At 43.8% G+C, this 17,118-nt stretch carries 19 protein-coding genes; 12 read left to right on the top strand and 7 right to left on the bottom strand.

Going from position 1 to position 17,118, the window contains the following annotated elements; genetic code table 11:
• Window position 1 precedes the first annotated feature (1 nt).
• A complete protein-coding gene (locus F8C76_RS03610) occupies window positions 2–262 on the bottom strand; it encodes a DUF4834 family protein (RefSeq protein ID WP_152130499.1) in 261 nt (86 codons plus the stop codon).
• 85 nt (window positions 263–347) lie between these two features.
• On the opposite strand from F8C76_RS03610, the gene F8C76_RS03605 reads away from it, so the two are divergent.
• From F8C76_RS03605 to F8C76_RS03580, 6 genes are all read left to right on the top strand, one after another.
• Entirely contained in the window at window positions 348–1,334 is a 987-nt protein-coding gene (locus F8C76_RS03605) for a transporter (RefSeq protein WP_152130498.1), read from the top strand.
• A 66-nt stretch (window positions 1,335–1,400) separates the two neighbouring features.
• A complete protein-coding gene (locus F8C76_RS03600) occupies window positions 1,401–2,519 on the top strand; it encodes a GTP cyclohydrolase (protein ID WP_152130497.1) in 1,119 nt (372 codons plus the stop codon).
• On the top strand, window positions 2,516–3,334 hold the full coding sequence (locus F8C76_RS03595; RefSeq protein WP_152130496.1) for a DUF2490 domain-containing protein: 819 nt from the start codon (window positions 2,516–2,518) through the stop codon (window positions 3,332–3,334). Before F8C76_RS03600 ends, F8C76_RS03595 begins: the two co-directional genes overlap by 4 nt.
• A gap of 64 nt (window positions 3,335–3,398) precedes the next feature.
• Window positions 3,399–3,983, top strand: coding sequence for a Crp/Fnr family transcriptional regulator (locus tag F8C76_RS03590; protein WP_152130495.1), 585 nt, complete (start codon window positions 3,399–3,401; stop codon window positions 3,981–3,983).
• Between the two features lie 54 nt (window positions 3,984–4,037).
• Entirely contained in the window at window positions 4,038–4,664 is a 627-nt protein-coding gene (locus F8C76_RS03585) for an FMN-dependent NADH-azoreductase (protein ID WP_152130494.1), read from the top strand.
• Window positions 4,665–4,785: 121 nt separating this feature from the next.
• Entirely contained in the window at window positions 4,786–5,169 is a 384-nt protein-coding gene (locus F8C76_RS03580) for a hypothetical protein (protein ID WP_152130493.1), read from the top strand.
• A gap of 25 nt (window positions 5,170–5,194) precedes the next feature.
• Here F8C76_RS03580 and F8C76_RS18675 read toward each other — a convergent pair whose 3' ends face one another.
• Window positions 5,195–5,353, bottom strand: a complete 159-nt coding sequence (locus F8C76_RS18675) for a hypothetical protein (protein WP_165357392.1) — start codon at window positions 5,351–5,353, stop codon at window positions 5,195–5,197.
• Between the two features lie 147 nt (window positions 5,354–5,500).
• Between F8C76_RS18675 and F8C76_RS03575 the strand changes: the two genes are divergently transcribed.
• Window positions 5,501–5,719, top strand: a complete 219-nt coding sequence (locus tag F8C76_RS03575; RefSeq protein WP_129654367.1) for a helix-turn-helix domain-containing protein — start codon at window positions 5,501–5,503, stop codon at window positions 5,717–5,719.
• A complete protein-coding gene (locus F8C76_RS03570) occupies window positions 5,712–6,233 on the top strand; it encodes an SMI1/KNR4 family protein (protein WP_152130492.1) in 522 nt (173 codons plus the stop codon). The genes F8C76_RS03575 and F8C76_RS03570 overlap by 8 nt, the downstream gene beginning before the upstream one ends.
• A gap of 14 nt (window positions 6,234–6,247) precedes the next feature.
• Here F8C76_RS03570 and capB read toward each other — a convergent pair whose 3' ends face one another.
• The 3 genes from capB to F8C76_RS03555 form a co-directional block, all read right to left on the bottom strand.
• Window positions 6,248–7,507 carry a cysteate-C-fatty acyltransferase gene (gene capB, locus F8C76_RS03565; RefSeq protein ID WP_116218891.1) on the bottom strand — a complete coding sequence of 420 codons (1,260 nt, stop codon included), beginning with the start codon at window positions 7,505–7,507 and terminating at the stop codon, window positions 6,248–6,250.
• A gap of 125 nt (window positions 7,508–7,632) precedes the next feature.
• Window positions 7,633–8,673 carry a cysteate synthase gene (gene capA, locus F8C76_RS03560; RefSeq protein ID WP_152130491.1) on the bottom strand — a complete coding sequence of 347 codons (1,041 nt, stop codon included), beginning with the start codon at window positions 8,671–8,673 and terminating at the stop codon, window positions 7,633–7,635.
• A 72-nt stretch (window positions 8,674–8,745) separates the two neighbouring features.
• Window positions 8,746–10,800, bottom strand: a complete 2,055-nt coding sequence (locus F8C76_RS03555; protein WP_249042354.1) for a S9 family peptidase — start codon at window positions 10,798–10,800, stop codon at window positions 8,746–8,748.
• Window positions 10,801–10,945: 145 nt separating this feature from the next.
• On the opposite strand from F8C76_RS03555, the gene F8C76_RS03550 reads away from it, so the two are divergent.
• A complete protein-coding gene (locus F8C76_RS03550; protein ID WP_152130489.1) occupies window positions 10,946–11,272 on the top strand; it encodes a YbaB/EbfC family nucleoid-associated protein in 327 nt (108 codons plus the stop codon).
• A 1-nt stretch (window position 11,273) separates the two neighbouring features.
• On the opposite strand, the gene F8C76_RS03545 is transcribed toward F8C76_RS03550, so the two are convergent.
• Complete coding sequence (locus tag F8C76_RS03545) at window positions 11,274–12,299, bottom strand: threonine aldolase family protein (RefSeq protein WP_152130488.1); 1,026 nt, start codon at window positions 12,297–12,299, stop codon at window positions 11,274–11,276.
• A 154-nt stretch (window positions 12,300–12,453) separates the two neighbouring features.
• Window positions 12,454–14,856 carry a zinc-dependent metalloprotease gene (locus F8C76_RS03540; RefSeq protein ID WP_152130487.1) on the bottom strand — a complete coding sequence of 801 codons (2,403 nt, stop codon included), beginning with the start codon at window positions 14,854–14,856 and terminating at the stop codon, window positions 12,454–12,456.
• A gap of 180 nt (window positions 14,857–15,036) precedes the next feature.
• Between F8C76_RS03540 and prfB the strand changes: the two genes are divergently transcribed.
• The 3 genes from prfB (at window position 15,037) to F8C76_RS03525 (ending at window position 17,022) form a co-directional block, all read left to right on the top strand.
• A protein-coding gene (prfB, locus tag F8C76_RS03535) for a peptide chain release factor 2 (protein WP_152130486.1) occupies window positions 15,037–16,132 on the top strand; the annotation gives its coding sequence in 2 pieces (ribosomal slippage) (window positions 15,037–15,099 and window positions 15,101–16,132; 1,095 coding nt in all).
• Between the two features lie 28 nt (window positions 16,133–16,160).
• Window positions 16,161–16,502, top strand: coding sequence for an arsenate reductase (glutaredoxin) (gene arsC, locus F8C76_RS03530; protein WP_152130485.1), 342 nt, complete (start codon window positions 16,161–16,163; stop codon window positions 16,500–16,502).
• Window positions 16,503–16,551: 49 nt separating this feature from the next.
• Window positions 16,552–17,022: a hypothetical protein gene (locus F8C76_RS03525; RefSeq protein WP_152130484.1), complete on the top strand. Its 471-nt coding sequence runs from the start codon at window positions 16,552–16,554 to the stop codon at window positions 17,020–17,022.
• Window positions 17,023–17,118: the final 96 nt, after the last annotated feature.

Genomic DNA, 17,118 nt, shown 5'->3' with positions numbered 1-17,118 from the left:
ATTAGTCAATTTCTTCAAAATCTATGTATTCTCCAACTTTTTTTGAGGGTTTGGAACCTTTGGAGGTTCCTTTAAAAATAGTGGTCTTTCCTTCCTCTGTAGGCTCATTTGTATAGTGTTGGTACTGTCCAAAATCCTGTCCGAAACGCTCTTGGGTCTTCTTCATGGCATAATTGAACAATCTGGGGGCCAACCACTTTAGCAGTAATTTGGCTGCGTAGTATACTAATATGAGGAATAAAATCGTTTTTAGTACAACCATATAACCTTAGTTATTGTATCAAAATTACACTGTTAGTTGCTTAATAAACCCAAACGTTTCATAAAATAGTATTAAAATCAGTTATATGGATTTTTCCTTCGTCAGAAAAGCACTGTTTCTATCCCTTTTTGCCCCTACCCTTTTAAGTGCCCAATATACCGATGTCATCAATTCCAATAGACCGGGCCGAGCAGTTAGTGCCTATGCCGTTGGGAAAAATGTGGCGCAGGTTGAAATGGGGCTGTTGTATGAGCAACGAAACGATTCCGAGCAAAATTTTGACTCCAATATTTTTGGGACTGATATTGCCCTACGGTACGGACTCCTTTTTGAGGAACTGGAGATTGTATACGAGGGTTCCTTTATTTCGCAGAATGTTGACTATTCCTCCCCGCTGGGAACGGATGGTAGGCGGACCGATTTTTCCAGAAACCGTGTGGGGCTAAAATATTTGGTGTTCGATCCCTTTAAAAATCCAGAAAAGAACAAACCCAACCTATATAGCTGGCGAGCCAATAATGTGTTTCAGTTGAAAAACCTGATTCCTGCCGTTTCGTTGTATGGTGGAGCTACGTTTACCGTTGGGGACAACCCTTTTTATGTGGGCGACCCTGTAGTAGCATACCGTGGAGCCGTTGCTACCCAGAGTAGACTATCCCCAAGGTTTGTGCTGATTTCCAACATTGCGTATGACCGTATTGGTACCGATTTTCCGGAATGGCGCTATGCCCTTTCCGTGACCCATGCCTTCAAAAACCCTAAATGGAGTGTTTTCCTGGAAGGTCAAGGCATCAACAGTGACCGCTATTCCGATATCCTGGCGCGTACTGGTTTGGCTTACCTGTTCAGCGAAAACTTCCAAGCCGATTTTCACGTGGGTTCCAACTTTAAAAGTGCCCCATCACGGATGTTTGCCGTTGCAGGTTTCTCCTACCGATTGGATTTCCACAAGGACAAGCTAATCCCCATAGACGAACAAAGTGGTGGTCAAAATGGAAAGATCAAAAAGAATTCCAATAAGAAAAAATCAAAAAAACGCGACAAGAAAAACAAAGACGACATAGATTTCTAAGTTTTTCCCCCAACGCTTTCATGCTGTAGGTAATATTCCTATTATTGAACCTGTAAAAGTTGATGTATGATCACGGTTAAACAGGTTCAATCCAAAGCAGAACTAAAGGACTTTGTAAAGTTTCCCTTTTCCCTATATAAAAACTCCGACTATTGGGTTCCGCCCATCATCAAGGATGAAATGGAATCCTTTGATGAATCCAAGAATCCGGTCTTTAAAAATGCCGAAGCTTCTTTTTTCTTGGCCTACAAGGATGGGAAAATCGTGGGCAGGGTCGCCGCCATTGTCAATTGGCTGGAAGTGAACGAACAACAACTCAAAAAAATGCGCTTTGGGTGGTTCGATTTTGTGGACGATCTTGAAGTGTCCAAAGCCTTATTGGACAAGGTTGCGGAAATTGGCAAACAGCACCAACTCAACTATATGGAAGGCCCCGTGGGCTTTTCCAATCTGGACAAGGTAGGCGTACTTATTGAAGGCTTTGACCATATCGGGACCATGATCACATGGTACAACCACCCCTACTATCAGTCACATTACGAAAAACACGGATTTGTCAAGGAAAAGGAATATCTCGAAAACAAGTTTTTGGCAGCGAAAGCAGACCCCGCCTTGTTCCACAAGGCTAATTTATTGGTGAAAAAACGGTATGGACTTCGGGAAATGAACTTTACCAAGAGTGCGGACATTATGCCGTGGGTGGATAAAATGTTCGACCTGTTCAACGACACCTATTCCAAGCTCTCCTCTTTTGTAAAGATCACGGACATCCAAAAAGAGTATTTCAAAAAGAAGTACATCAGTTTCATCAATCCGGAGTATATCAAGTTTGTGGTGGATTCCGATGACAAACTTGTGGCCTTTGCTATAGTAATGCCTTCGTTCTCACAAGCGTTGCAAAAGGCCAATGGAAAATTGTTCCCCTTTGGCATCTATCATTTGCTGAAAGCCAAAAAGAAAAGCAAGGATGTTATTTTTTACCTGATCGGCATCCGCCCCGATTATCAGAACAAGGGCGTCACGGCCATCATTTTTAACGAGTATTACAAAACTTTTAGTGAAAAAGGCGTTGTCAACTGCATCCGAACCCCAGAATTGGAAGAGAATGTGGCCATACGACAAATGTGGAAGCATTTTGATCCCGTGGTGCACAAACGCCGAAGAACCTATCGAAAAGATTTATGAACCCATCCCGTCAGACCCTTTTTTTAAGCCTAATGCTGTTGACCCTCTGGGTTCAAGAAGTATTTGGACAGCAAAGAGAGGTCACGCACAGGGGCGAGCAATGGTTTCAGTACAACAACATCACCCACCTGAACGAAAAATGGATGCTTTTCGGAAATACTGGTGTCCGTTGGAAGGATGGATTTGATACATTCTCCATTTTCTTTGGCAGATTGGGCGGAAGCTGTGCTATTGCGGACAACATCCGTGTGGCCACAGGCTTCACCTATGTTGAATTCTATAACGAGGACCATCGATATCAAGTGGAATACCGCCCCTACGAAGAGCTTTTTGTCCGTGGGAATGGCGACAAGTTCCGACTGAACCATAGGTTCCGGTTCGAGCAGCGTTTCTACAATCCCGTGGTGGAAGGGAAGGTACAATCCGATAATATCTTTGCCCTCCGCCTCCGTTATGCCCTAATGACCGGGTTCAATCTCTTTTCCCTTTCCAAGACCAGACCGGATTGCAAGTTTAGGATCAATATCAGTGACGAGGTCATGTTCAATGCCGGGGACCACATTGTACACAACGTATTCGACAAAAACAGGTTCATCGTGATGCCCACGGTACAGTTTAACCGCTGGATGTCCGTATCCGTTGGCTGGAACAACCAGTTTGCCAGTACCACCACGGCCGGGCACTATATCTACACCAATGCCCTGTGGGTGCACCTGACCCATACCCTACACCTCTCCAAAAAGACGCATGGGCAGGATGAGGAATTTATACTGCCTCCGGCCAATTCCAATTTTCAGCAGGCCGCTGCGGACTAATGAGAAGGACTTAGAATTGTTTTTCTGCCAAGTTTTGGTGAATTTTAAACTCTCATTTGGTCCGATGCACGAATCCCTGCTACTAAACATATCCAAGCATGTAAAGCTTTCTCCCGAAGAGATTCGGCTTTTCAATACTTTTTGGACCACCAAGACTTTGGAGAAGGGAGATTATTTGCTCCAAAATGGGGAAGTGTGCAAAACGGACAATTATGTCATTTCCGGTTCGTTGAAAGCTTTCTACATCAATCCTGAGAAAGGCACAGAAGAGATTCTCTATTTTGCCATTGATGATTGGTGGGCCACGGATATCCTGAGCTTTCAAAAACAAGAACCCTCCATGTACACCATTCAGGCGTTGGAAAAGACAGAACTGCTCCAAATCCAACATTTGGCATTCCAGAACATGTTGGCGGAAATCCCAAGGTTGGAACGGTATTTTCGTATCATTCTGGAAGGCTACACGGCCAGTCTACAACGGAGAATCGTCATTAACAATACGTACGATGCCGCCCATCGCTACGCCGATTTTTTGGAAAACTACCCCCAACTCGCCAAAAGGGTGCCCCAATACCTCATTGCCTCCTATCTGGGAGTCACTCCCGAATTTATAAGCCGAATACGAAAAAACAAACCGAAATTGAACTAGGTCAATTTTTAGGGTTTTCATTTGGTACAACTTTGCTTTCAAAATGGAGAGCAAATGAAAAAAGTACTTATTATCAACGCCAGCGTGCGAAACGAAAGATCGCAGAGTAGACAACTTACGCAACTGTTCTTGGACAATTGGCGAAAAAAGAATCCCGATGATTCCTTTACCCACAGGGAAGTGGGACTGGAAGAAATCCCGCCCATTGATGAAAAATGGATCGCCAGTGCCTTTGTAAGGCCCGAAAACAGGGAGGAACAAAACCAAACCGGAGTTGCTTTGAGCGACATACTGGTCAAGGAACTTCAAGAAAATGATGTTTATGTCTTGGGAACCCCCATGTACAATTGGTCCATTCCCAGTGGCCTCAAGGCGTATATAGACCAAATCATGCGGATCAACGAGACTTGGAAATTCCGTTCGGGAGAACCGGATGGGGATTATGTGGGACTATTGGAAAACAAGAAACTGTTTATCCTGTCCACCCGGGGCGATACCGGATATGGGGAAAACGAGAAAAACGGGCACATGAACTTTCAGACCACGTACCTGAAATTTATTTTTGGGATGATGGGTGTTACCGATACCACCATTATTTCATTGGACAATGAGGAGTTTGGCGGGGAGATCTTTGAAAAGTCGAAACAAAGGATCTATGAGCAAATCAACTCCATTCCCTAAAGTCATTTCAAAAATTTTGAACATAAAGTGGGCCATTGGGTTCACTTTTTTTGTTTTTGAAGGATTTTTATGATCTTAGAATACCCCAAATCACAACAAAAACCATTGACCGAGATGCATCATGGACCATACTTCCGTAAAAATCATTGAATGTTATACGATTACTGGCAGGGGGTTGTTGACTGAAATTCAGCATAGCCTTGATGGGCTGCCACCCAATACCGTACTGATGGACCCAAACTCCAAACAAGCATGGATAGTAAAGAAAAGGGTCTTTTCCGGACTGCTTATGATGGCCGATTCCGAAATAGTTTTTGATTGCGAAACTGAGTTTGAGCACCTAAGTTTTGCCTTTAAGACAGAGGGCGAGCGCGATAAAGCCTTCAATAATGAGCTGGAAAAAAGAAGACGTAACATTTATGGGTACCTTTTAACCCCGACCATGGGCCATTCAAACGCCAAACCAGAACCGGGAAGCACATTATTAGTCCAGACAGAATCCTAAAACCCTTGGAATCTTGTCGCATCCCCTACTCCATCTTTGCAATCTGGTCCCGCAACCTTTGGTTGGCTTGGTGCAACAGTTCGTTCTGGTGTTTAATGATGCCCAAAAAATCCTGTATCACGGTCAGGTTTTCTTGTTGGGTGCCAATAATGGCCTCAAGGTCAGATTTGGTGTATTTTTTCATTTGTCAAAAAGTTTAGAAATTCTATATTATAGTTCGAAAATCAAAACCAAGGTAATTACTTTCGGGAATAAATCAAAATTTTAGTACAGATTTTCTAAACTCGGATATCAATCTGTTAAATTAGAGTATCGAAAATCAAAAATTATCATGACAGAATTAGGATTGTTTTTATCCAAAAAGTCAGCTAGCAAGGCAGAAATCTCCAGAAAAACTGGCATCAGTAAATCAAGGATAAGTGAATTGACCCTTAACCCTTCTACCCAACTTCGGGCTTGGGAACTTTATTTGATTGCATTGGCCTTGGATGTAGACCCGGGAGAAATGTTTAAAGAGATGTATAAGGATCTCTCCTTAAAAAATGATTAAAGAAGGAGTGGAAAAAATACTTTCAGATCTTTTTAAAAAATCATTGACCCAAGTAGGCAATAATTATTTTACTCCTCAACAAGTTCAAGAAAATTGGATAGGAAATCCTGCTGCAACCACTTCCGAAGTTCAAGAAACTGAATTAAGACTTGGAATCCAACTTCCTGAGGATTATAAAGAATTCCTTTCCATAGCAAATGGATACCCTACACACAATGATGCTGTAGAACCAAGTTTTTTAGAAGTAGGTCAAATTCAATATTTAAAAACTTACGACCATGAAATTGTTGAAATTTGGAAAGGAACTGGAAATGATGAAACAGGTGCTATACTTGAACAAAGCATTATCATTGCCGGAATGAACGAGGAGCAATACTTTTTGTTAATACCTCCTAATAACACAACAACCGTATGGCGATATTGGAAGTTCGCCAGTTGGATTCCAGGTGAAATCGAATACAAAAATCTTACTGATTACTTTCTTGATGTAATAAGTAGTATAGATAGCATCTAAGCTTATTCTACTCGTTACTCCCCCATTGCAGCCGCCACGGCAGCAGAAAGTCTTTTGTAGGTACCGTTCTCCAATCGTTCCCTAATGGATGAAAAGGCATCCAAGGTCTCCGCAATATCCTGTAGGGTATGGGTGGCCGTTGGAATCAATCGCAACAATATCAATCCTTTTGGGATAACCGGATATACCACAATGGAACAGAAGATACCGTGGTTTTCACGCAAATCCTTTACCAAGGCCATAGCCTCTGGGATACTTCCGTTCAAATAGACCGGGGTAACACAGCTACTGGTGGTTCCCAAATCAAAACCACGCTCGCGAAGTCCGTTTTGTAGGGCATTTACATTTTCCCACAGTTTAGCCTTGAGCTCTGGTCTGGAACGAAGCATGTCCAATCGCTTCAATGCCCCTTTCACGTAGACCATGGGCAACGATTTGGCGAACATTTGCGATCTTAGGTTGTATTTAAGGTATTCTATGATTTCTTTGTCGGCAGCCACAAAAGCCCCGATACCTGCCATGGATTTCGCAAAAGTGGCCAAGTAGACGTCAATCTGGTCCTGTACACCTTGCTCCTCTCCTGCTCCGGCCCCTGTTTTACCAAGGGTTCCAAAGCCGTGGGCATCATCTACCAACAAACGGAACTGGAATTTTTTCTTCAGCTCCACGATTTCTTTAAGGATTCCCTGCTCTCCACGCATTCCAAACACCCCTTCGGAAATTACAAGGATACCACCACCGGTCTCGTTGGCCAATTTGGTGGCACGTTCCAGGTTTTTCTCCAAACTCTCTGGGTCGTTGTGCTTAAATGTGAAGCGTTTGCCCATGTGCAAGCGCACCCCGTCAATGATACAGGCGTGGCAATCCACATCATAGACAATAATATCGTCTTTGGCCACCAAGGCGTCTATTACGGACATAAATCCTTGGTACCCGAAGTTCAACAAATAAGAGGCTTCCTTATGAACGAATTCGGCAAGCTCCTTTTCCAATTGTTCGTGGTAATCGGTATGGCCGCTCATCATACGGGCGCCCATGGGATAGGCGGCACCGTGCTCGTATGCGGCGTCCCCATCAACTTTTTTGATCTCTGGTAGATTGGCAAGTCCCAAGTAGTCATTGATACTCCACGTTATCACATCCTTTCCTTGGAATTTCATTCGATTTGAGATGGGTCCTTCCAGTTTCGGGAATACAAAATACCCTTCTGCCTGCGATGCCCATTTCCCTAGAGGTCCTTTGTTTTCAATGATCCTATCAAATAAATCTTTCATCTACCTTAAAATTGATTGAATTGCAAAAGTATAGATTTTTACGAAGTACGCACAACGAAATTTTTATACAAAAAAACGACAATGAGATCATTGCCGTCTTTATTTAGGTTATGTAGTACATCTTACTACTTAATGTATTCTATTTTTTCTGGTACCTCGGCATTTTGGATATCAAAAAAGCCTTGGTTTTCCATCCATTCATTACTGTAAACCTTGCTCATATAACGTGAGCCGTGGTCTGGGAAGATTACCACCACATTGCTGTCCTCGGTAAACTCACCTTCGGTATTCAACTGGAACAGTGCCTGCATGGCGGCCCCACTGGTATAGCCTACGAACATCCCTTCGGTATGGGCTATTTTTCGGGCCATATGGGCACTTTCACCATCGGTGACCTTTACATAACGGTCTATGCTGTTAAAATCCGTGGCTGTTGGAATAAGGTTTTTTCCCAAACCTTCAATACGGTAGGGATATACCTCATTATGATCGAACTCCCCGGTCTCGTGGTATTTTTTCAGTACGGAACCATAGGCATCCACACCCAAAACCCTCACATTGGGGTTCTGTTCCTTTAAATACCGTGCAATCCCGGAAATGGTTCCCCCAGTACCGCTGCAGGCCACCAAATGGGTGATGTTCCCGTTGGTCTGCTCCCAAATCTCCGGCCCGGTGGTCTGATAATGGGCCTCAATGTTGAGTTCGTTGAAATACTGGTTGATATAAATGGAGTTCTTGGTTTCTTGGTGAAGACGTTTGGCCACTTCGTAATACGAACGCGGGTCGTCTGCGCTTACGTGGGCAGGGCATACATATACCTTGGCACCCATGGAACGCAACATATCTATCTTATCGGGCGATGATTTTGAACTCACGGCCAAAATACAATCATACCCTTTTACTATACTGACCATGGCCAAGCTAAAGCCCGTATTGCCCGATGTGGTCTCAATAATAGTACTTCCTGGCTTAAGGATTCCCTTTCGTTCGGCCTCCTCAATAATATGGACGGCTATACGGTCCTTGGAGGAATGTCCTGGGTTAAAGGACTCCAACTTGGCATAAAAGTTTCCGGTTAGGGGAGCTGCAATAGTGTTAAGCTTAACTAAGGGGGTATTTCCAATTAGGTCAAGGATACTGCTGTGCGCATTTATCTGTTTCTTCATAACTGGTATTAGGTAAGGGACAAATTAGCCATATTTCGCCAAAAGTCCGGCACAAAAGTAACATTTTTATTTTTAAAAGGCTTTTCCTTCAAGATCTAAAATAAATACGTAATCCTTCACCGTTTCCCGTAAAGCCTCAAATCTACCGGATGCCCCACCATGCCCGGCATCCATGTTGGTATCCAAAAACAACAGGCTATCGTCTGTTTTATAGTCCCTTAGCTTGGCCACCCATTTAGCTGGTTCCCAATACTGTACTTGCGAGTCGTGCAGCCCTGTGGTAACATAAAGATTGGGATATTCCTTGGCCTCTACATTGTCGTAAGGTGAATAGGATTTGATATAATCGTAGTATTCTTTGTCATTGGGATTTCCCCATTCGTCATATTCTCCTGTGGTCAAAGGAATGGTATCGTCCAACATGGTAGTGACCACATCCACAAAAGGCACCGAGGCAATGACTCCGTTATAGAGTTCAGGGGCCATATTGATGATGGCACCCATCAACAAACCTCCTGCAGAGCCGCCACTGGCGTACAAATGCTCCGGGCTGGTGTATTTTTTCTCAATCAGAAATTGGGAACAGGCTATAAAATCGGTGAAGGTGTTCTTTTTATGAAGCATTTTACCATCATCGTACCAAGGTCTTCCCAAATACTCCCCTCCCCTTACATGGGCAATGGCAAAAATGAAGCCCCTGTCCAATAAACTCAACCGTACGGATGAGAAGTATGGGTCAATGGTGCTCCCATAAGAGCCATAGGCGTATTGTAATAACGGACTGGTCCCATCCAAAGGGGTATCTTTTCGGTACACCAAGGAAATAGGCACTTTTTTGCCATCCAATGCCGTGGCCCACAAACGTTCCGTGGTATAATTGGCCTTGTCAAATTTGCCTCCAAGGACCTCTTGCTCCTTCAAAACCTTTTTGGTCTTGGTCTGCATGTTGAAATCGATGACGGCATAGGGTGCCCCCATCTCATTGTAATAATACCGAAGTTCGTTGGTATCAAAATCCAAGTTTACCGAAGGTCCAGCCACATACGTTTCACTATCAAAAGGCAGATAATAGCTGTCCGTACCGTCCCAACGGGAGATTTTGAGCTGGTTGAGTCCGTTCTCCCGCTCAGAAAGCACATAATAGTCCCTAAAGATTTCAGCATCCTCCAACAATACATCTTCCCTGTGCGGGATAAAATCTTCCCAATGTTCAGATGAGGTCTGGCCTTCACTGACTTTCATCAGCTTAAAATTGGTGGCCTTGTCCTTATTGGTAAGGACATAAAAATTGCCTTCGTAATGTGAAATGGAGTATTCCACACCTAAATCACGGGGCGAAAATATCTTGAAATCCCCATTGGGGTCGTCGGCGTTCAAAATTTGATATTCAGAGGTGAGCGTGCTCACCGAACCGATCACGATAAATTTTCGGGACTTGGTCTTATAGACAAAGGTATTATACGTATCATCCTCTTCATGGAACACCAATACATCATCCGCTGATGAAGTCCCCAATACATGTTTATAAATTTTATCCGAACGCAAGGTTACAGGGTCCTTTTTGGTATAGAACAAGGTTTTTCCATCATTGGCCCAAACCGAGCTCCCGGTAGTGTTTTCTATTAAATCGGGAAAAATTTCACCGGTCAGGAGGTTCTTTATCTGTATATTATACTGTCTTCTGGATACCGTATCCGTGGCAAAAGCGGCCAAGGTATTGTCGGGGCTTATGGTAACCCCTTTTAGGTTGAAGTATTCGTGGCCTTTGGCCATCTGGTTACCATCGAACATGAGTTCCTCCTCGACCTCCAAACTTTCTTTTTTGCGCGAGAAAATAGGGTATTCCTTTCCTTCCTCGTAACGGGTAATATACCAGTAGCCATTCAATTTGTAGGGCACGGAGGAGTCGTCTTCCTTGATTCGGGACTTGATTTCCTGAAACAGCGTCTCTTGGAACACTTTGGTATGAGCGGTCATCTGTTGATAATACTCATTTTCGGCATTCAGGTAATCGATCACATCCTGATCTTCCCTATTGTTCATCCAATAATAATCATCGGTCCGTACATCACCGTGTTTCTCCAGTTTTGTCGGTTTCTTTTGGGCCACCGGGGGTTGTATACTCATGGATTCTTGTTTAGTATTTTGGCAAGAGCCTGCAAAAATAAGGCTTAAAATGATACTATAAGCTAGTGTTTTGGCATGTCCCATAGATTTAGATTTCTTTCAATGTATTACTTTTGAAGTCAATTACAACTAAAAAATTGCGACTATGTTTGGAGATTTAATGGGTATGATGGGCAAACTCAAAGAAGCCCAGAAAAAGGTTGAAGCCACCAAAGAGCGTTTGAACACCGTATTGATTGATGAAACATCCGCTGATGGCCTTTTGAAAGTGACCCTTACCGCCAATAGGGAAATAAAATCCATAAGTGTGGACGATTCTTTATTGAAAGACAAAGAGCAACTGGAAGATTATTTGGTATTGACCCTTAATAAGGCCATCACCAAAGCTACCGAGGTCAATGAAACGGAATTGGCTGCCGTGGCCAAAGAAGGGATGCCCAATATCCCGGGAATGGATTCCTTTATGAAATAAGCTATCCTATTTTTTTCAAGATAGTGAGGAAATGGTCGTGCATGGCATCCGTATAGTCCAAATGGGTGACAATACGCAGCTTTCCCTGCCCCATTCCAATGATGGATATCTGGTTTTCTTCCAGCTTTTTCAAAAAATTAGGGGATGACATCTGGGATTCATCCAACTCAAAGATGATGATATTGGTTTCTATGGGCTCCACTTTTTTGATAAAGCCCAGCTTAGAGAGAACTTTTCCGATTTCGGCAGCTTTTTTGTGATCATCCGCCAATCGGTCAATATGGTGGTCCATGGCATAGATTCCTGCTGCGGCCAAAAAACCGGCTTGACGCATTCCCCCACCCAACACTTTACGAACACGAAGCGCCTTTGCAATGGTTTCGGAATCGCCTGCGAGTACAGAACCTACAGGGCAGCCCATCCCCTTGCTCAAACACACACTTATGGTATCAAAAAGAGCTCCGTAGCTTTTTGGGTCCTCTTTCTTGGCCACTAACGCATTCCATAACCTGGCCCCATCCAAATGGTATTTGAGGTGGTGTTGATCACAAACTTTTCTGATTTTTTGAAGTTCGGCAAAATCCCAACAGGCTCCCCCACCCTTGTTGGTGGTGTTCTCGATACAAACCAAAGAGGTCAAAGGACTGTGGTAGAAATCTGGAGGATTTATGGAGGCTTCCACCTGTTCGGCAGTCATCATCCCTCGATGCCCATCCACCAATCTACAACTTACCCCACTGTTAAAGCTGACCCCACCTCCTTCATAATTAAAGACATGGGCGTATTTATCACAAATCAATTGCTCACCGGGTTGGGTATGGAGTTTTATGGCCGTTTGGTTGGCCATGGTGCCACTGGGAAAGAACAAAGCAGCTTCCATACCAAAATAGTTGGCCACTTTTTCCTCCAAAGCATTTACCGTAGGGTCGTTTTTAAATACATCATCCCCTACTTTGGCGGCCAGCATGGTCGCCAACATTCCCGCTGTAGGCCGGGTAACCGTATCACTGATCAGATTGATTTCCATAAAAGTTCAAAATTCAATATCAAGGCCCAACACCAAGCCGTAGAATACTCACTTTAATTCCCCTTTCATCATTTTATTATTACCTAAAACCTGCCCTTTCTAGCATTACTTATACCATATTTTTCTATGTGCTTGAACTTGTACTTGTCTTTAGCTAATTCATACAATCCATTCCTATGGGTGACCCATCTGGAATTTTCGGAGTAGGTATCAATTTAAAATTTTCGGGATTGTCCAAAAAGGCATCAATTCGTCGAACCATTTCTATCGCAATGGCTGTTTTTTCACCTCCAAGCAAGGACGCCTTGATGTTTTTAAGGGATTCATGGGCAAGAGCATTCACCTGAGGATGCACCGCATCATGGGCTGCCAAGTTCATGATATGGTACAATACCCTGAAATTAATGGTCTGCTGTACTTCATCCAAATAGGCATCTCGGTTAGACGCTCCCATGGTATTCTTTATCGTTTCCTCCAAAACTTCCGAAAGCCCTAATTGGTTTTTGTCCAAACTCTTTTGCTGAATCAATCTAGAGGCACGTTCCGGGTGCAACAAAAGCCCCAAGGTCATATCCGCAGCGGTTTCGGCAGCGGAAAGGGCATCAAAGCTCACCCCTGTTCTACCGTTGAACGATTCCCGGGTTCTTGAATATCCAATGGCCCTGGGTGGAAAGAGATCTAATTTATCCTGTGGAATGGCAATTACTTTGGCATCCAAGGTTTCCAGTATGGATTCCAAGGCCTGTTCCTGTACCGCTTCGTTCACCATATGGACTGTCCGCTGTCCGTCACCCTTGGTGGCGTAATTGTAATCCAGTCCACCTACAAGCTTGGAAACTGCTTCCGTTTGATAACGGTGGAAAAAATACAAGGGGGCAAATACATCTTCCAAAACTGAATTGGGTTCGCCGGTCCGGATGTTATCCATGGAAAAATTGTTGATGGCCGTTTTCCTGACCTGCAACACATTTTCCAACTCTTGACTGGCACTCTTGCCATTGTCCCACAAATGGGCCAAGGCATGGGCTCCTCCGGTTGGTCTGGCATCCTGATCGGAAATATACCGTAACCCTTCATCTTGGGCTTTCTTTAGGATGGCATTCAAGGCTATTTTTTCATTAGTACCTTTTGGAAAATCGGAATAGGAATAGGCTACGGTCACTTTGTCCCACTCCCCTATCCCCGTGTCATAGGCGTTGGAGAAATCTATGGTGCTTCCTTTCAGTTCAAACTGGGGATGCGGATAGTCCATCACCGATGCCCGATCGTTGGTGCTTGCCGCAAAATTATGGGCAAAGCCAAGGGTATGGCCTATTTCATGGGCAGAAAGCTGTCGGATACGGGCCAAGGCCATATTCAGCATGGGCTGGTAATTGTCGTCCCGCTCGGCAAACGGTTGGTTCATCAAGGCTTGGGCGATTAAAAAGTCCTGACGAATGCGTAGACTTCCCAAACTGACGTGCCCTTTTATGATTTCACCTGTACGTGGATCGGTAACACTGCTGCCATAACTCCAACCCCTTGTGGAACGGTGCACCCATTGAATCACATTATAACGAACATCTAAAGGATCGGCATCATCGGGCAATACTTTTAACTGAAATGCGTCTTTGTAACCGATGGCCTCAAAGGCCTGGTTCCACCACCTTCCTCCTTCCAAAAGAGCAGAGCGAACCGGTTCAGGGGTGCCATTGTCCAGATAGTATATGATGGGTTCCACAGCTTCACTGACCGGGGCACTTGGGTTTTTCTTTTCCAATCGGTGACGGGTCACAAACCGTTTTAAAATGGACTCTTGGACCGGGGTGGCATAATCATAATATGAAAAAGGGTATGACCCGCTACGTGGGTCGAACTCCCTTTTTTGGTATTTATCATCAGGCAATTCGATCAGTGAGTGGTGTTGCGCCACGGTAACCAGACTCGGGTTGGGGGTCACGGATTGGATCCAGCTTCCCGTAGGAGTTCCTTCAAAGGTGAGTATGGCATCAAACTCCACATTTTTTGGGAAAGCCTTGGTACGTTCAAAATCCAAGGCGCTTTTGGATTTATCCAAACTGTACGAACCCTGCTTGGTGCTTTTCAACCGATTGGCCACTCCATGGGCATCCCGCATCAAGAAATCAGTAAAGTCAATCAAATAACTTCCGCGGGACTCTTCCTCAATCTTAAATCCATGCAATACGGATTTGGCAAAAGCCTGCTCCACAGATTTTCGTTCCAGATTATTTTGGGTGATGGCCCTGTATTCCAAATTGGGTTGTACCAATAACAATTTATTACCTGCTTTTTTGAAAAAGACCACCTGTTCGTTCCCGAGTTGTCCCCTGTCAAGCCCAATATCATTGCTCCCTATTCCACTGCTCAAGGCATACACATAAAGGAACTCCTTATCCAATTCATCCACCTGGAGGTATATTTTGTCGGATTCATCGTCGTAGTAAAAGTTGAAATATCCGCTGAACTTTTGAAAATCCTTTGCCTTGTTAAAGGTCTGCGCTTGTAATACAGTACAGAACGAATACAGTATAATGGCCAGAGTGATGCTTTTCTTCATAATGGTGTGGAAATTGGACTTAAAAATATGTATTTCATTTTTAAAAACATATGAAAACGTCTTTTTAAAAGATTGGGTGTGAGATGAATCTGGCAGTAGCAAAACAAGTGTTGGTTTACCAATCAAGTTTGATTCAGTTATATTCCAAAAGAAGTTTATTTTTGTGCGAAAGTTAAGTATATGACCACTACAGATCAGCAGAAAGATCTTATTGAGCGCCTTGGTGCGTTAAGGAGGTATCTTTGACATTGATGCCAAACTTATTGAAATAGAGAACGAGGAAGAAAAAACCCTCGAACCCGGTTTTTGGGACAATCCGCAGGAAGCCCAAAAACAGATGCAATTGCTAAAATCCAAAAAGAAATGGGTTGAGGATTACAATGCTGCCCAAGCCCTATTGGGTGACCTTGAGGTCCTGATGGAATTTCAACAAGCAGGGGAAGTCTCTGAGGAAGAAGTGACTCAACAATACGATAAAACCTTGTTGATCATAGAAAACCTGGAGTTCAAGAACATGCTTTCCGATGAAGGCGATGAGCTTACCGCAGTGCTTCAGATTACGGCTGGTGCCGGAGGTACCGAAAGTTGTGATTGGGCCTCCATGCTTATGCGGATGTACCTTATGTGGGCCGAAAAGAATGGCTTTAAGGTCAAGGAACTCAACTACCAAGAAGGTGATGTTGCCGGTATTAAGACCGTAACCCTCGAAATTGATGGTGAATACGCTTTTGGTTGGCTCAAAGGTGAAAATGGGGTGCATCGTTTGGTGCGCATCTCCCCTTTTGACAGTAATGCCAAACGCCACACCTCATTTGCTTCGGTCTATGTGTACCCTTTGGTGGATGATACCATAGAAATCGAAATAAATCCATCGGATATTGAGATAACCACGGCACGTTCCAGTGGTGCTGGTGGACAGAACGTAAACAAGGTAGAAACCAAGGTGCAATTGGTACACAAGCCCACGGGAATACAAATTTCCTGTTCAGATTCACGCTCGCAACACGATAACCGAGCCACAGCTTTAAAGATGTTAAAGTCACAGCTGTATGAAATTGAGCTTCGGAAAAAGCAAGAGGCACGTAAAGAAATTGAATCCTCCAAAATGAAGATTGAATGGGGTTCCCAAATCCGAAACTATGTGATGCATCCCTATAAATTGGTCAAGGATGTACGCACCGGAGAAGAAACCGGGAACGTGGATGCCGTTATGGACGGGGACATTGGTGCATTTTTGAAAGCCTTCTTGATGATGATGGGACAAAAAGAGGAATAAAATTCAGACATCGGACAATTATAGAAATATGATCAAAATATACCACAACCCAAGATGTAGGAAGTCTAGAGAAGGGCTGGAAGTTTTGGAACAATCAGGACAAGACTTTGAAGTCATCAAGTATTTGGACAAGGTCCCCACCGAGGATGAGCTCAAGGAAATTATAGGGTATTTGGGCATTTCGCCCATTGAACTGGTCCGTAAGAACGAGGCTATATGGAAAGAACACTATAAGGGCAAGGAACTTTCCGATGCTGAAATCGTTGCAGCCATGGCAAAGCATCCCAAACTTATTGAACGCCCCATTGTGATCAACGGGAAAAAAGCCGTAATTGGCAGACCTGCCGAAAAAATCAATACCTTGCTATAGTATTGGAGCTCAAATGTATCCAGTGCTACAATAAATTGAATCAATAGTCATGAAAAAAATTAGCATCCTTAGTCTTCTCACCTTATGTATAGGATTGTTATGTGCCAGTGAGGCTTTTGCCCAGTATGGATATGGTTCACCCTATGGAAACAGGTATGGAAGAAGACAAAGTACCCTCCCTCAAGTACAGTCTACCCCAAAAGAAGAGGAGCCACCCACAGCAGAAGAGGTGGTAGATGGGCAGATGCCCTCGATTACAGAGGCTTTGGGCCTTAATCCTTTTGAGGAGGCCGTAGTGCGTACTACTTTGGTGCAATCGGTCCAAAAACGCATAGAACTTCAAATTTTGGGTCTCGAGCCATTGAAGGCCAAAGAAGAAATAGAGAAGATCGAAAAAATACAAAATGAGGAGTTAAAGGCCGGCTTACCGGAGGACAAATACAACGCATTCATGGAACTCCAAGAAAACCGCTTCAAATCCACGAAGAAAAAGAAGAAAAAGAAAAAGAAAAAAGATTAACAAATCCTTAAGGTCATTGACGGGCCCAATTGTGCTGTTGACAGATATTAATTTCAGTTCTTCTGAATTTCCTACCACTTTTGTCGACTTAAAACC

The organism is Flagellimonas olearia, from assembly GCF_009184425.1.
GTDB lineage: Bacteria > Bacteroidota > Bacteroidia > Flavobacteriales > Flavobacteriaceae > Flagellimonas > Flagellimonas olearia.
The sequence above is the reverse complement of the archived record's forward strand: the minus strand, read 5'-3'. Positions and strand labels throughout refer to the sequence as shown.

Bases quoted from the DNA above. Each gene is read 5' to 3' on its own strand.
- F8C76_RS03610 (WP_152130499.1), bottom strand. From the start codon at position 262: ATGGTTGTACTAAAAACGATTTTATTCCTCATATTAGTATACTACGCA.
- F8C76_RS03605 (WP_152130498.1), top strand. From the start codon at position 348: ATGGATTTTTCCTTCGTCAGAAAAGCACTGTTTCTATCCCTTTTTGCC.
- F8C76_RS03600 (WP_152130497.1), top strand. From the start codon at position 1,401: ATGATCACGGTTAAACAGGTTCAATCCAAAGCAGAACTAAAGGACTTT.
- F8C76_RS03595 (WP_152130496.1), top strand. From the start codon at position 2,516: ATGAACCCATCCCGTCAGACCCTTTTTTTAAGCCTAATGCTGTTGACC.
- F8C76_RS03590 (WP_152130495.1), top strand. From the start codon at position 3,399: ATGCACGAATCCCTGCTACTAAACATATCCAAGCATGTAAAGCTTTCT.
- F8C76_RS03585 (WP_152130494.1), top strand. From the start codon at position 4,038: ATGAAAAAAGTACTTATTATCAACGCCAGCGTGCGAAACGAAAGATCG.
- F8C76_RS03580 (WP_152130493.1), top strand. From the start codon at position 4,786: ATGGACCATACTTCCGTAAAAATCATTGAATGTTATACGATTACTGGC.
- F8C76_RS18675 (WP_165357392.1), bottom strand. From the start codon at position 5,353: ATGAAAAAATACACCAAATCTGACCTTGAGGCCATTATTGGCACCCAA.
- F8C76_RS03575 (WP_129654367.1), top strand. From the start codon at position 5,501: ATGACAGAATTAGGATTGTTTTTATCCAAAAAGTCAGCTAGCAAGGCA.
- F8C76_RS03570 (WP_152130492.1), top strand. From the start codon at position 5,712: ATGATTAAAGAAGGAGTGGAAAAAATACTTTCAGATCTTTTTAAAAAA.
- capB (WP_116218891.1), bottom strand. From the start codon at position 7,507: ATGAAAGATTTATTTGATAGGATCATTGAAAACAAAGGACCTCTAGGG.
- capA (WP_152130491.1), bottom strand. From the start codon at position 8,673: ATGAAGAAACAGATAAATGCGCACAGCAGTATCCTTGACCTAATTGGA.
- F8C76_RS03555 (WP_249042354.1), bottom strand. From the start codon at position 10,800: ATGAGTATACAACCCCCGGTGGCCCAAAAGAAACCGACAAAACTGGAG.
- F8C76_RS03550 (WP_152130489.1), top strand. From the start codon at position 10,946: ATGTTTGGAGATTTAATGGGTATGATGGGCAAACTCAAAGAAGCCCAG.
- F8C76_RS03545 (WP_152130488.1), bottom strand. From the start codon at position 12,299: ATGGAAATCAATCTGATCAGTGATACGGTTACCCGGCCTACAGCGGGA.
- F8C76_RS03540 (WP_152130487.1), bottom strand. From the start codon at position 14,856: ATGAAGAAAAGCATCACTCTGGCCATTATACTGTATTCGTTCTGTACT.
- arsC (WP_152130485.1), top strand. From the start codon at position 16,161: ATGATCAAAATATACCACAACCCAAGATGTAGGAAGTCTAGAGAAGGG.
- F8C76_RS03525 (WP_152130484.1), top strand. From the start codon at position 16,552: ATGAAAAAAATTAGCATCCTTAGTCTTCTCACCTTATGTATAGGATTG.